The sequence below is a fragment of the Ruegeria sp. BHSC043 genome (genome assembly GCF_059612985.1).
Genome location: NZ_JBXWRS010000014.1, coordinates 14,337 through 26,653, shown reverse-complemented (window position 1 = coordinate 26,653; position 12,317 = coordinate 14,337). Strand labels below are relative to the sequence as shown.

Genomic DNA, 12,317 nt, shown 5'->3' with positions numbered 1-12,317 from the left:
GTTCTACCCGTCCGACGGGGCGGCATCCGGGTCCGTTTCGGCTTCGGGCGCTTGCGGTTCAGCCTCGGTCGGCTGTTCGGCGCCGGATTCGGTCAGCGCGCCGTTTTCCCAGGTGCCTGTTTCTTCTTCCCCGTTGGCATAGCGCATCGTGCCGCTGCCCTGACGCTTGCCATTGACGAAATTGCCTTCGTACACGTCGCCGTTGGGGTAGGTCGCAACGCCAAATCCGGTGATCTTGCCCTCGGACCACGCGCCCGAATATTTGAACCCGTTGGGCATCACCACCTCGCCCTGGCCGTGGCGCTGGCCGTTCAGGAAATCGCCGGTGTATACGGTGCCGTCGGCATAGGTCGCCTTGCCCTTGCCCTGGCGCACGCCGTCCACCCAGTCTCCGTCATAGCTGGACCCGTCGGCGCGGGTCAAAACACCCTTTCCGTGAGTGCGGGCGTTTTTGAACTGGCCTTTATAGATCGTGCCGTTGGCATACGTGGCGGTACCCCGGCCTTCGATTACCCCGGCAACCCAGTCGCCTTCGTACGAGGAGCCGTCGGGATAGGTGATGCGCCCTTGCCCGTCGGCCAGATCTGCTTTGAAATCGCCGACATAGACCGACCCGTCGGGATAGGTCGCCTCGCCCAGCCCGTGAATCTGGCCGTCCTTCCATTCGCCCGAATAGACATATCCGTCGGTGCCCGTGTAGGTGCCCTTGCCGTCGCGCCGGTCATCGTCGAATTCGCCTTCGTAGATGTCACCATTGGCATAGGTCACCTTGCCCGCGCCCTGACGCCGGCCGTCGACCAGTGGGCCTTCGTAGACGTCTCCGTTAGGCTGGGTCAGGCGTCCGGTTCCGTTGATCCGGTCCTCGGACCATTCACCCGCATAGATCATCCCGTCGGGCATCGTCAGCGTGCCCTGACCGTCGCGCTGCCCGGCCTTGATGTCGCCCTCGTAAACGGCGCCATCGGCATAGGTGATCTTGGCCTTGCCCTGGCGCACGCCATCGACCCAGTCGCCGTCATAGACATAGCCTCCGGGGTCGGTCATCACGCCCTTGCCATGGTGTTGCGCGTTTTTGAACCCGCCCTCGTAACGTATGCCGTTGGCATAGGTCACGACACCAGTGCCGTTGATCGCGCCGTCCACCCATTCGCCTTCGTAGGTGCCGCCATCGGCGAAGGTGATCTTGCCCTTGCCGTGGGGCCGGCCCTTGACGAAGTCGCCCTCATAGACCGAGCCGTTGGCGTAGCGCGCGATCCCTTTGCCCTGGATCTCGCCTTCGACCCATTCGCCGGTATACTCGAACCCGTCTGGCAGCCGGTAGGTGCCTGTGCCGTGGCGCAGACCGTTTTCGAAGGTGCCCTCGTAGACACCGCCCACGTCGTCATCGGCAACGATGACCTGGCCCTGCTGCGCCAGAGACTGGCCGGCCACACCCATCGCGGCGATGGCAATCGAATTCCTGAGAAGCTTCATCTGGGTCCCGCCTGCCCGGTTGTCATCTGTTGGGTTCGCTCGTGCAAAACTATGACACAGCATCCGGTCGGGCAACGGGTTTTGCCTCTATGGCCTTTCACTTGCGGCCCGATCTGCTAAATGCCTTGGCAGGTGACGAGGGCAAGAGGGCAAACATGGCCGACCATTTCCGCATCACGCTGGCACAGCTGAACCCAACGGTGGGCGACATCGCGGGCAACGTAGCCAAGGCCCGGTCCGCGTGGGAGCAGGGCTGTGCGGCGGGCGCCGATCTGGTCGCACTGCCCGAGATGTTCGTCACCGGCTACAACACGCAGGACCTAGTGCAGAAGCCCGCCTTTCACGCCGCCGCCATGGGCGCGTTGCGGCAACTGGCCAAAGACTGCGCGAACGGGCCGGCCATGGCCATCGGCGGGCCCTGGGTCGAGGACGGCAAGCTCTACAACGCCTATCTGATCCTCAATCAGGGGCGGATCGTCAGCAAGGTATTCAAGCATCACCTGCCCAATGAAACGGTGTTCGACGAAGTGCGCCTGTTCGATGCCGGGCCGCTGGGCGGGCCCTATGCCGTAGGCAACACCCGGATCGGCAGCCCGATCTGCGAGGATGGTTGGCACGAGGACGTGGCCGAGACGCTGGCCGAGACCGGCGCCGAGTTCCTGCTGATCCCCAACGGGTCCCCATATTTCCGCGACAAATACGATGTGCGCCTTAACCAGATGGTCGCGCGCGTGGTCGAGACAGGTTTGCCTGTGATCTATCTGAACATGGTCGGTGGGCAGGACGACCAGGTGTTTGACGGGGGCAGCTTTGGCCTGAATCCCGGCGGGGCGCTGGCCTTCCGCATGCCGGTTTTCGACGAGGCGGTGACTCATGTCGATCTTCAGCGCGGCGAACAGGGCTGGACCATCGCGCCGGGCGCGGTCGCGGAACAGCCCGACACGTGGGAGCAGGACTATCGCGCTATGGTGCAGGCGCTGCGCGACTACATGGCCAAGACCGGGTTTTCCAAGGCGTTGCTGGGCCTGTCGGGCGGGGTCGATTCTGCGTTGGTGGCCACAATCGCCGTCGATGCGCTGGGGGCTGAAAACGTGCGCTGCGTGATGCTGCCGTCGGAATATACCAGTGCCGCGTCGCTCGAGGACGCCGAGGCCGTCGCCAAGGCGCTGGGCGTGCAGTACGATTATGTGCCGATCAGCCAATCGCGCGCCGCCGTGACCGAGACCTTGGCGCCGCTGTTCGCGGGTCGACCGGCCGACATTGCCGAGGAGAATATCCAATCCCGTCTGCGCGGTCTGCTGCTGATGGCGATCTCGAACAAGTTCGGCGAGATGCTGCTGACCACCGGCAACAAATCCGAGGTTGCCGTGGGCTATGCCACGATCTATGGCGACATGAATGGCGGCTACAACCCGATCAAGGATCTGTACAAGACCCGGGTGTTCGAAACCTGCCGCTGGCGCAATGCCAATCACCGCGACTGGATGAAAGGGCCGGGGGGCGAGGTCATCCGCTCCTCGGTCATCGACAAGCCGCCCAGTGCCGAGCTGCGCGAGGATCAGAAGGACAGCGACAGCCTGCCTGACTATCCGGTGCTGGATGGCATTCTTGAGATTCTCGTGGATCGGGACGGTTCGATCGCCGATTGCGTCGCCGCCGGGTTCGACGAGGCCGATGCCCGCCGGGTCGAGCATCTGATCTACATCAGCGAATACAAGAGATTCCAGTCGGCGCCGGGCACCCGGCTAACCAAACGGGCCTTCTGGCTGGACCGGCGCTATCCGATCGTGAACCGCTGGCGGGATCGCGGGTGATCCGCACGCCCGGGATGAGTCTTGGGCGGCAAAATGCACAGTTTTGTTTTGCGAAAAGAAACAATGTCATCTGAATATCCATCATTGTGTGTTTTGTTGGCCGGATAGAGGCTTTGGCCCCGCAGATCCTTGCTGCGATGACATCTTTTCGACATAATTTGGTACAGGTCCTGCCTTGATTGGCCGTTTCGGCCGCGTGCATCTTGAAAGACGGGGCCGCTGGTAAAGCATCCGTGGTGGGGTGCCAAACGTTAGTTGGTTGGTGTTGAGATGTTTAACGATTATGACAAGCCGCTGCATGCTCCTTTGCAGTACAAAGCGATGGAGTCGCCGCCGCAAGATTTGGATGTGGCGGACGTGGATGCCTCGATCGCGGATATTATGCAAAAGGAACGGCGCCGAATGCCGGCCGCAGCGATCAAGCGCCCGGAATTTCCTGATCTGCGTGCCGACGAGGAACCCGACGATGGGCAGTCCCTGCTGAGCATGGTGGGGACCTTCCGGCAGAAACTGGCGGAACTGTCTGGCGCGGCCTGAGCCTGGGCGGGGTGCGTCGAGACCGAGCGTTGAGAGCAGCAGAGCGGCACCCAGCAACTGTTGTTTGTCGAACTTCCAGCCATGAAAAGCCCGCGCTAAGCGCGGGCAATCCAATGGTGCGCCGTCGTTTACCCCATCATCTGATAGCTGACGGGCACGAAGCGGAAGCCTTCACCGCGCTGTTCGACGAAGCCTGCGGCCGGGAACGGCATGTGATACCCGATCATCGGTATCTTGTCGGCGGCCAGCATGCCCAGAACCTTGCGCCGCGCCGCGGTCGCCGCAGACTTGTCCATGTCGAACCGAACCTCCCATTCGGGATGGGCGAAGGACCAGACATAGTGGTTGGCCAGATCCGCAGTCAGGATCAACCGCTGACCGTTGCTTTCCAGGTGATAGACCATATGCCCGGGCGTGTGGCCGAATGCGGCCATGGCGGTGATGCCCGGCGCGACCTCGGCGCCATCTTCCACGAAGGTCATCTTGTCCGCCATCGGCGTGACCTTGGCTGCCACCATGTCACCGACGCGGTTTCCGGCCTCTTGCGCCGACCAGAAGTCATATTCGGTCGCGGCCGTGATATAGCGCGCGTTGGCAAAGGTCGGAGCGTCATTCGTGGTCATCCCGCCGATGTGGTCGGGGTGCATGTGGGTCAGAACCACCACGTCGATGTCATCGGGCGAAACGCCGGCATCGGCCAAGGCCTTTTGAATGCCGCCCTGGCCCAGGCCCGTGTCGAACAGGATCATTTCGCTGCCGGTGTTCACCAGCGTGGGCGTGAAGAAGAACTGGGCCTTGTCGGCAGGGATGAAGTTTTCCGCCGACACTCGGGCGAATTCCTCGTCCGAGGCGCCTCCCCCAAAGATTTCCTTGGCGCCGTCCCGTGGCAGGCTGCCGTCAAGCAGGGTCGTCACGGTGAGATCGCCCAGCATGAAGCTGCGGGCGGCGGCCGAATTGGCCATGGCCCCCGGTCCGGCGGCCAGGGCTGGTTTGACCGAGGCGGCAAGGGGCAGCGCGGCTGCGGCACCCAAAGCGGCGCGGCGGGTGAATTTCGGTGTCATTGAACTGTCTCCCTGTGTGATCACGCGTGATGAACTAGGGTGGCCGCGCGTCCCGGCAACCCCGGGCGGCGTCGGCCACCCAGCAATCGCTGGACAAAAACGCGCCCATATGACAAGAGCCGCGCCAACAGGAGACATCCATGACAACGACCCGCTTCGCCCCGTCGCCCACCGGTTACATTCATGTGGGCAACCTGCGCACCGCGCTGATGAACTATCTTATCGCCCGCAAGGCCGGCGGCACGTTCATCCTGCGCATCGACGACACCGACCCCGAGCGGTCGAAGGAGGAATATGTCGATGCGATCAAGCAGGACCTCGAGTGGCTGGGCCTGCACTGGGACCGGGTCGAGCGGCAGTCGGACCGGCTGGACCGCTATGCCGAGGCCGCCGACAAGCTGCGCGAGATCAGCCGGTTCTACGAGGCCTTCGAGACCCCGACCGAGCTGGACCTCAAGCGCAAGAAGCAGCTGAACATGGGCAAGCCGCCGGTTTATGACCGGGCCGCCCTGAACCTGTCGGAGGCCGAGAAAGAGGCGCTGCGGGCCGAGCGCGGCAACGGCGTGTGGCGGTTCAAGCTGGATCACGAGCGCATCGAATGGAAAGACGGCATCCTGGGCGACGTGTCGATCGACGCGGCCTCGGTGTCGGATCCGGTGCTGATCCGCGGCGACGGGCAGGTTCTGTACACGCTGGCTTCGGTGGTGGATGACACCGAGATGGGCGTGACGGACGTGGTGCGCGGCGCCGATCATGTCACCAACACCGCGACCCAGATCCAGATCATCAAGGCCCTGGGCGGAGCCGTTCCGAACTTTGCGCACCATTCGCTTTTGACCGGCCCGCAAGGTGAGGCGCTGTCCAAACGGTTGGGGACTCTGGCGCTGCGCGATCTGCGCGAGCAGGGTGTCGAGCCGATGGCGCTGTTGAGCCTGATGGCCCGTCTGGGGTCGTCAGATCCGGTGGAACTGCGCAGCGACATGGCTGAGCTGATCGAAGGTTTCGACGTGACCCGGTTCGGGTCGGCGCCGACCAAGTTCGACGTGCAGGACCTGTTCCCGCTGACGGCCCGGTATCTGCAGACGCTACCGCTCGAGAAGGTTGCCGACGCGGTTGCCGCGGCCGGTGTGCCCGATGAACTGGCCGAACCGTTCTGGATGATGGCGCGCGAGAACATCACCACGCTTAACGACCTGAAGGGTTGGTGGGAGCTGTGCCGCGACGGGGCCGAGCCGCTTATCGACGAGGAGGACCGCGAATTCGTTGCGCAGGCGATGGAACTGCTGCCCGAGGGGCCGTTTGACCGCGAGACCTGGGGCAAGTGGACGGCGGTTGTGAAAGAGGCGACCGGCCGCAAGGGCAAGGGCCTCTTCATGCCCCTGCGCAAGGCGCTGACCGGTATGGAGCGGGGGCCCGAGATGGCGGCTCTGATGCCGTTGCTGCAGGTTATCCGCGCGCGCACATAGGCCCGTGCCGTGCAGGCGTGAGTGAACTCGAACAAACGACAAGGCGGGCTCGAACTGGACCCGCCTTTGTCATGCGGCCTGAACGATCTGCGCAGCGATGCGGTTCAGGTGGGCATCCACCAGGTCGGTTTCTTCCGGGCGCAGTTGCTGGTGACGCGGATAGCGCGGCTCGGCCCGGTCGTTCAGGATTGGGGCGTTCCAGCCATCCGTAGTGTCAAAGAAATCCCGGACACCCGTTTCACCGAAGGCGCGCAGATAGCCCTGCACGACCACGTCGACATAGCTGAGCAGGATCGGATGATTCCGGTTGGGATCATTCTGCCGCTGTAGCGGGACGGCATAGACCGCGATCTCGATCTCGCGCGGCAGGGGATGGCTGACCTGCTCGGTGGCCGCGACCCGGTCATAGGCCCATTCGCGTTCATCCAGCGCGGCCCAGTCGTTCTTGGGAACATGGGCGATCATCCCGTCGATCTCGGACTGTGCGTCGGGGACCGCTGTCAGGAAGGCCACCGGGCGCAAGTCGGTGTGGCACCAGGCGCGCCGCCAGCCGCGCAGAAGGGCCGGATGCGGGTCGGGGAAGTCATGTGTGGCCAGATTCACGAGGCTGCCATAGCCAAAGAAATACGGGTCAGTCATTCACGCGCTGTCCGAAGTTTCGATTGATGTATGTCAAACCGTTTTTTTGCGCTGCGTGCAATAAGGCTGCATCTTGTTTTTCGGGGGGAGGATCTCATGCGGATCACCAAACGAACGAATATCGCGGTGCGGCTGCTGATGTATTGCGCGGCCCATCCCGACCGGCTGGTGACCAAGTCGGAAATCGCCGAGGTGTGCAACATCTCGGAAAACCACCTGGCGCAGGTGATCAACCAGCTCAGCCAGCTGGGGTATCTGAGCACGCAGCGTGGCCGGAACGGCGGGATGGAACTGGGCCGCTCGGCCGATCAGATCCGGATCGGGTCGGTCTTTCGCCATGTCGAGGGCGACTTGCCGATCGCCGAATGTTTTGCGGATGCCGACAACACCTGCCCGTTGACCAATGCCTGCCGGTTGCGCCTGGCCCTGCAGGATGCGGCCGAGGTGTTTTTTGCTTCGTTGGACGAAATCACGCTGGATGCGTTGGTCTGTGACAACGATCCGTTGTTGAAGATTCTGCAGCCCGTGACTTGCGCTCGGTGATTATCAGTCACTGGCGCGCAGGATGAGTGCCGGGCTGACGGACAGCGGGCGCAGTGCGAAGGCAAGGCCCGCCAGCAGTGTGACGATCAACCCCGCCGCCACGATCCCCAGGGCCGCGGGCCAGATGATCGTGTACCGGGTATCGAAAATGTAGGTCGCCACGGCCCACCCGCCCAGTACGCCTGCAGCCAGCGCGATGCTGCCTGCCGCCAAGCCCAGCAAGGCCGAGCGCAGCGCAAAGCTGAGTAGGATCTTTCGGCGGTCCGCGCCGATGGTCTTGAGGATCGCGGCCTCGTAGCGCCGGGCGGGTTCACCGGCGGCCGCCGCCCCGATCAGCACCAGAAACCCGGTCAGCAGCGACACGCCCGCCCCATAGGATGTGGCCGACGCCAGCCCCGCCAACAGGCCCGAGACGCGGTCGATCGCGTCGCGCACGCGGATCGCGGTGATGTTGGGGAATTGATCGGCCAAATCGCGCAGGATGGCGGCCTCGGCCCGTTCCTCGGCATAAACGGTGGCGATGAAGCTGTGCGGCGCGCCGGCCAGTGCGGCCGGGTTCATCGACATGACAAAGCCCATGCCGGCGGTCGAGAAGTCCACCTCGCGCAGCGAGGTGATCGTGGCCGTGATGTCTCGGCCCAGGATATTGACGGTCAGGGTGTCGCCCAGTTTCAGGCCCATCTCTTCGGCCTCTTCGGTGGCAAAGCTGATCTGCGGCGGGCCGGAATAGTCCGGCGCCCACCAGTCGCCTGCCGTGATGCGTGCATTCCGCGGTGAATGTTCCGAATAGGTCACGCCTCGGTCGCCTTCGAGAACCCAATGGTCTCCGGCCACCTCGTGCGCGGGACGGCCGTTGATCCGGGTGATGATGCCGCGCAGCATCGGCGCGCTTTCCACCCGCGTAACGCCGGGATCGTTTTCCAGCCGGTCCAGAAACCCGGACATCTGGTCCTTCTGGATGTCCACGAAGAAATACGAGGGCGCCACGTCGGGCAGGTTGCCCGAGATCGCGTTGCGCAGGGTTCCGTCGATCTGGCCGACGGCTGCCAGAACCGACAGGCCCAGCCCCAGCGACAGAACGACCGGGGCCGCCCCTTCGCGCGGGTCGGAAATGGCGGCCAGTGCCCAGTGCAAGGCCGGGCGGCCTCGGGCCCGCCGGGCAGACCAGTGTGCAACCCGCTGGATGGCGAAGGCCGAAAGGGCCAGCAGCGTCAGGGCGCCAAGGAACCCTGCAGCCGTCCAGAGCGTCAGCCGCGTGGATCCGCTGAACACTGCGGCGGTGGCGATCAGTGCAGTAAGGGCCATGGCCGTGGCCAGCAGGAATGCCGGGCGCGGCAGGACCCGGGCCGCGGACAGCGCATCGCGGAACAGGGTCGCGGCGCGGACGTCTTCCGTGCGGGCAAGCGGCCAGAGCGTGAACACAAGCGCGGTCAGCAGGCCATAAAGCGCGGCCTCGAACAGCGGCTGGGGATAGAGCGCGAATACCGCAGGAACGGGAAGGCGGCTCTCGATCACCGGGGCCAGCAGAACCGGTACCAAACCGCCCAGCAAGGCGCCGGCGGCGATTCCGAAGACCGACAGAACGCCAATCTGGATCAGGTAGGTCTGAAAGATCGTGGCCCGGTCGGCGCCTAGGATTCGCAGCGTGGCGATGGTTTCGATCTTGCGGGCAAGATAGGCGCGCACCGCGGCCGAGACGCCGATACCACCCACTGCCAGCCCGGACAGGCCGACCAGTACGAGGAACGCGCCCAGACGCGCCACGAATTCGGCAATGCCCGGCGCCCCGTTGCGCGCATCTGTCCAGCGCATACCGGACCCGTCCAGGACCTGCGCCGCTTGCGCCGATACGGCGGCCAGATCCTCTTGGGGCGGCAGGTCGAGCCGGTACTTGGTGGAAAACAGCGTGCCGGGTTGCAGCAGGCCAGAGGCGCGCAGATCCCGCGTGCGGACAAGGGTCCGCGGGCCCAGCGTGAACCCGTCGCCAGCGGCATCGGGTTCGTGGATCAAGGCGGCGGTCAGTATGAATTCCTGGGTTCCCAGCGCAAAACGGTTGCCGATAGCCAGACCTAGCCGTTCGATCAGAACCGGATCCATCACAGCACCGGGACGGGTGCCTTCACCATCGAGCGCGCGGGAGAGCGGGATATCGGGATTCAGGACAACCGTGCCGATCAGGGGATAGGTGTCGTCTACCGCCTTGACCTGCGTCAGTCCGCGCAGGGGGTCGGGCCCGTTTCGGGTCACGGCCATCGAGCGGAAATCGACTACCTCGGACACCTGCGCCGCGGTGCGTTCCATCCATGCGCGCTCGGCATCATCGGCAAAGCGATAGGTCAGCTCGATCTGCGCGTCGCCCCCTAAAAGGGCCGCGCCCTCTTGCGTCAGGCCGGTTTGAATGGCTTGGCGGACGGACCCCACCGCGGCAATCGCCGCCACGCCCAGGGTCAGACACGCCAAGAATACCCGGAATCCGTTCAGCCCGCCGCGCAATTCGCGCCGGGCCAGCCGCGCGGCTTGACTCAGGCTCATTCCGCGGCCTCTTGCGCGGTATCTTCGTTGATGCGGCCGTCGCGCAGGTGCACGACCCGGTCGCATCTGGCGGCCAGACTTCGGCTGTGGGTGACAAGGATCAGCGTCGCGCCGTGGCGGTCGCGCAGGCCGAACAGCAGATCGACGATCGCGGCGCCGTTGGCTTCGTCCAGGTTGCCGGTGGGCTCGTCCGCCAGTAGAATCCGCGGGCGCGGCGCCGATGCGCGGGCCAGGGCGACCCGCTGCTGCTCGCCCCCGGACAACTGCGCAGGGTAGTGATCGCGCCGGTGCGACAGGCCCACCGCGTCCAGCTCGGCCTCGGCCCGGACAAAGGCATCGCGGTGGCCGGCCAGTTCCAACGGTGTGGCGACGTTTTCCAAAGCGGTCATGGTCGGGATCAGGTGGAAATTCTGAAAGACGACACCCATTGCATCACGGCGGAAGCGGGCCAGCGCGTCTTCGTCCATCGTGGTCAGGTCGTGCCCCAGCGCCGTAACTCGGCCCGCCGAGGCCCGTTCGAGCCCCCCCATCAGCATTAGCAGAGACGACTTGCCCGATCCGGACGGGCCGATCAGGCCCAGAGACTCGCCCCGGCCTACCGAAAGGGAGATGTCGTGCAGGATTTCGATGGGTCCGGCATTGCCATTCAGCGTCAAAGCGGCATTTTCAAGGGTCAGAACGGGTGTAGTCATCGGGCAATCCGGCTGGAGCGGTTTAGATGGGATATGGAGCGATGCGGAATTTGCGCAAGGTGCTGACGGCGGGCGCATTTGCCGTTTGCGGCTTTGCGGCCACAGCCGAGCAGGTCGTCATCGCGGCGCTGGGGGATTCGCTGACGCAGGGTTATGGGCTGATCGAGCAGGACGGGTTCGTACCGCAGTTGACCCGCTGGTTGCGGGAACGCGGCGTTGAGGCGCGGGTGATCAATGCCGGGGTCTCGGGCGATACCACGGCGGGCGGCGCGGCGCGGGTCGACTGGACTCTGACGCCGGATGTCGACGCCATGATCGTCGCGCTGGGCGGCAACGACCTGTTGCGAGGGATCGAGCCGCAAGTGTCGCGCACCAATCTCGAGCGCATTCTGCAGACGGCCCAGGCCGCGGGCGTTCCGGTTCTGCTGATCGGCATGCAGGCGCCGGGCAATTACGGGGCGGACTACAAAGACGCGTTCAACGCCATCTATCCGGAGCTGGCCCAACAATACGGCACCATCTTTGCGCCCAGTTTTTTTGCCGGGCTGTCGGCTGGGGGCGACCCGGGCGCGGCCCGGGCATACATGCAGCCCGATGGCATTCATCCCAACTCTCGAGGGGTGGCGTTGATCGTGGAAAACCTGGGCCCGAGGGTTCTGCAGCTGGTCGATGCCGTCGAAGAGGAACGCTAGAAAGTTCGCGTGGGCTTTCTGATGCACCGACGTTTCAGTACTGATTGCCTTGTGCTGCTTGGTCGTGAAATACGGATGGAACGTGTTTGGTGCGGCCATTGCACGGTCGGCCATCCTGCCTATATGCATTCGAGAAGTTGAATATGGGAGCCGGAATGGCTGACAAGACATTGACCTGTCTGGAATGCGGTCAACTCAACCGCGTACCCGCAGAAAAACTGGCGGCTGGTCCTAAATGCGGGACCTGTGGCGCTGCGTTGGTTCCGCGCAAGGCGGTCGAAGTGGACCCGGCCATATTGGAGAAGGCGGCAAAACATGACGACCTGCCGTTGGTGGTCGATTTCTGGGCGCCGTGGTGCGGACCCTGCCGCATGATGGCACCCGAGTTCTCGAAAGCGGCCGACACGCTGGCCGGGCAGGCCCGGTTGGTCAAGCTGGACACTCAGAAACACCAATCCGCCGGTGCGCGGTATCGGATCCGGGGTATCCCGACGATGGTGGAGTTTCAGCGGGGGAAAGAGACCAAGCGGCAGTCCGGCGCGATGCGGGGCGGGCAGATCGTGGCTTGGGTAAAGGGATAGGGTGGGCTTGAGCGCCCACCCTTAGGGTCTTACACCAGTTCGATATTGTCGGCGCTTTCGCGGCCGTCACGGCCCGAACGCAGCTCGTACGTCACTTTCTGGTTGTCGGCCAGGCCGGTCAGGCCCGAACGCTCGACGGACGAGATGTGCACGAACACGTCCTTGCCGCCTGTTTCGGGTGCGATGAAGCCGTAGCCTTTGGTGGTGTTGAACCATTTCACGGTGCCTGCGGGCATTCCGTAGTCTCCTGTTTTGGTGCTGCCCGCGGAAGTGCGGCAGCCTGGCGT

12 protein-coding genes are annotated in these 12,317 nt (G+C 64.2%); 6 read left to right on the top strand and 6 right to left on the bottom strand.

Annotation, left to right across the window (positions count from 1 at the left end; translation table 11 throughout):
• Positions 1-3: 3 nt before the first annotated feature.
• A complete protein-coding gene (locus AC2FMM_RS15855; protein ID WP_496681890.1) occupies positions 4-1,473 on the bottom strand; it encodes a 2-isopropylmalate synthase in 1,470 nt (489 codons plus the stop codon).
• A gap of 155 nt (positions 1,474-1,628) precedes the next feature.
• Here AC2FMM_RS15855 and AC2FMM_RS15850 point away from each other — a divergent pair, with 155 nt between their 5' ends.
• Together AC2FMM_RS15850 and AC2FMM_RS15845 are read left to right on the top strand one after the other, a co-directional pair.
• Positions 1,629-3,287 carry an NAD+ synthase gene (locus AC2FMM_RS15850; RefSeq protein WP_496797066.1) on the top strand — a complete coding sequence of 553 codons (1,659 nt, stop codon included), beginning with the start codon at positions 1,629-1,631 and terminating at the stop codon, positions 3,285-3,287.
• 255 nt (positions 3,288-3,542) lie between these two features.
• Entirely contained in the window at positions 3,543-3,824 is a 282-nt protein-coding gene (locus AC2FMM_RS15845; protein WP_496797065.1) for a hypothetical protein, read from the top strand.
• A 128-nt stretch (positions 3,825-3,952) separates the two neighbouring features.
• On the opposite strand, the gene AC2FMM_RS15840 is transcribed toward AC2FMM_RS15845, so the two are convergent.
• Positions 3,953-4,885, bottom strand: a complete 933-nt coding sequence (locus tag AC2FMM_RS15840; protein WP_496797064.1) for an MBL fold metallo-hydrolase — start codon at positions 4,883-4,885, stop codon at positions 3,953-3,955.
• A gap of 140 nt (positions 4,886-5,025) precedes the next feature.
• Here AC2FMM_RS15840 and gltX point away from each other — a divergent pair, with 140 nt between their 5' ends.
• On the top strand, positions 5,026-6,351 hold the full coding sequence (gene gltX / locus AC2FMM_RS15835; RefSeq protein ID WP_496797063.1) for a glutamate--tRNA ligase: 1,326 nt from the start codon (positions 5,026-5,028) through the stop codon (positions 6,349-6,351).
• A 69-nt stretch (positions 6,352-6,420) separates the two neighbouring features.
• Here gltX and AC2FMM_RS15830 read toward each other — a convergent pair whose 3' ends face one another.
• Positions 6,421-6,990, bottom strand: a complete 570-nt coding sequence (locus AC2FMM_RS15830) for a gamma-glutamylcyclotransferase family protein (RefSeq protein WP_496797062.1) — start codon at positions 6,988-6,990, stop codon at positions 6,421-6,423.
• A 96-nt stretch (positions 6,991-7,086) separates the two neighbouring features.
• On the opposite strand from AC2FMM_RS15830, the gene AC2FMM_RS15825 reads away from it, so the two are divergent.
• Complete coding sequence (locus AC2FMM_RS15825) at positions 7,087-7,533, top strand: RrF2 family transcriptional regulator (RefSeq protein ID WP_496797061.1); 447 nt, start codon at positions 7,087-7,089, stop codon at positions 7,531-7,533.
• A gap of 3 nt (positions 7,534-7,536) precedes the next feature.
• Here AC2FMM_RS15825 and AC2FMM_RS15820 read toward each other — a convergent pair whose 3' ends face one another.
• Both AC2FMM_RS15820 and AC2FMM_RS15815 read right to left on the bottom strand, forming a co-directional pair.
• Positions 7,537-10,065, bottom strand: coding sequence for an ABC transporter permease (locus AC2FMM_RS15820; RefSeq protein ID WP_496797060.1), 2,529 nt, complete (start codon positions 10,063-10,065; stop codon positions 7,537-7,539).
• Complete coding sequence (locus AC2FMM_RS15815; RefSeq protein ID WP_496688153.1) at positions 10,062-10,757, bottom strand: ABC transporter ATP-binding protein; 696 nt, start codon at positions 10,755-10,757, stop codon at positions 10,062-10,064. The genes AC2FMM_RS15820 and AC2FMM_RS15815 overlap by 4 nt, the downstream gene beginning before the upstream one ends.
• A 26-nt stretch (positions 10,758-10,783) precedes the next feature.
• On the opposite strand from AC2FMM_RS15815, the gene AC2FMM_RS15810 reads away from it, so the two are divergent.
• A complete protein-coding gene (locus AC2FMM_RS15810) occupies positions 10,784-11,449 on the top strand; it encodes an arylesterase (protein ID WP_496797059.1) in 666 nt (221 codons plus the stop codon).
• A 155-nt stretch (positions 11,450-11,604) separates the two neighbouring features.
• Positions 11,605-12,030, top strand: a complete 426-nt coding sequence (gene trxC, locus AC2FMM_RS15805; RefSeq protein WP_496688156.1) for a thioredoxin TrxC — start codon at positions 11,605-11,607, stop codon at positions 12,028-12,030.
• A 29-nt stretch (positions 12,031-12,059) separates the two neighbouring features.
• Here the strand turns inward: trxC and AC2FMM_RS15800 are convergent, their stop codons facing one another.
• Positions 12,060-12,266, bottom strand: a complete 207-nt coding sequence (locus AC2FMM_RS15800; protein ID WP_149777124.1) for a cold-shock protein — start codon at positions 12,264-12,266, stop codon at positions 12,060-12,062.
• Positions 12,267-12,317: the final 51 nt, after the last annotated feature.

Bases quoted from the DNA above. Each gene is read 5' to 3' on its own strand.
- AC2FMM_RS15855 (WP_496681890.1), bottom strand. From the start codon at position 1,473: ATGAAGCTTCTCAGGAATTCGATTGCCATCGCCGCGATGGGTGTGGCC.
- AC2FMM_RS15850 (WP_496797066.1), top strand. From the start codon at position 1,629: ATGGCCGACCATTTCCGCATCACGCTGGCACAGCTGAACCCAACGGTG.
- AC2FMM_RS15840 (WP_496797064.1), bottom strand. From the start codon at position 4,885: ATGACACCGAAATTCACCCGCCGCGCCGCTTTGGGTGCCGCAGCCGCG.
- gltX (WP_496797063.1), top strand. From the start codon at position 5,026: ATGACAACGACCCGCTTCGCCCCGTCGCCCACCGGTTACATTCATGTG.
- AC2FMM_RS15830 (WP_496797062.1), bottom strand. From the start codon at position 6,990: ATGACTGACCCGTATTTCTTTGGCTATGGCAGCCTCGTGAATCTGGCC.
- AC2FMM_RS15825 (WP_496797061.1), top strand. From the start codon at position 7,087: ATGCGGATCACCAAACGAACGAATATCGCGGTGCGGCTGCTGATGTAT.
- AC2FMM_RS15820 (WP_496797060.1), bottom strand. From the start codon at position 10,065: ATGAGCCTGAGTCAAGCCGCGCGGCTGGCCCGGCGCGAATTGCGCGGC.
- AC2FMM_RS15815 (WP_496688153.1), bottom strand. From the start codon at position 10,757: ATGACTACACCCGTTCTGACCCTTGAAAATGCCGCTTTGACGCTGAAT.
- AC2FMM_RS15810 (WP_496797059.1), top strand. From the start codon at position 10,784: ATGGGATATGGAGCGATGCGGAATTTGCGCAAGGTGCTGACGGCGGGC.
- trxC (WP_496688156.1), top strand. From the start codon at position 11,605: ATGGCTGACAAGACATTGACCTGTCTGGAATGCGGTCAACTCAACCGC.
- AC2FMM_RS15800 (WP_149777124.1), bottom strand. From the start codon at position 12,266: ATGCCCGCAGGCACCGTGAAATGGTTCAACACCACCAAAGGCTACGGC.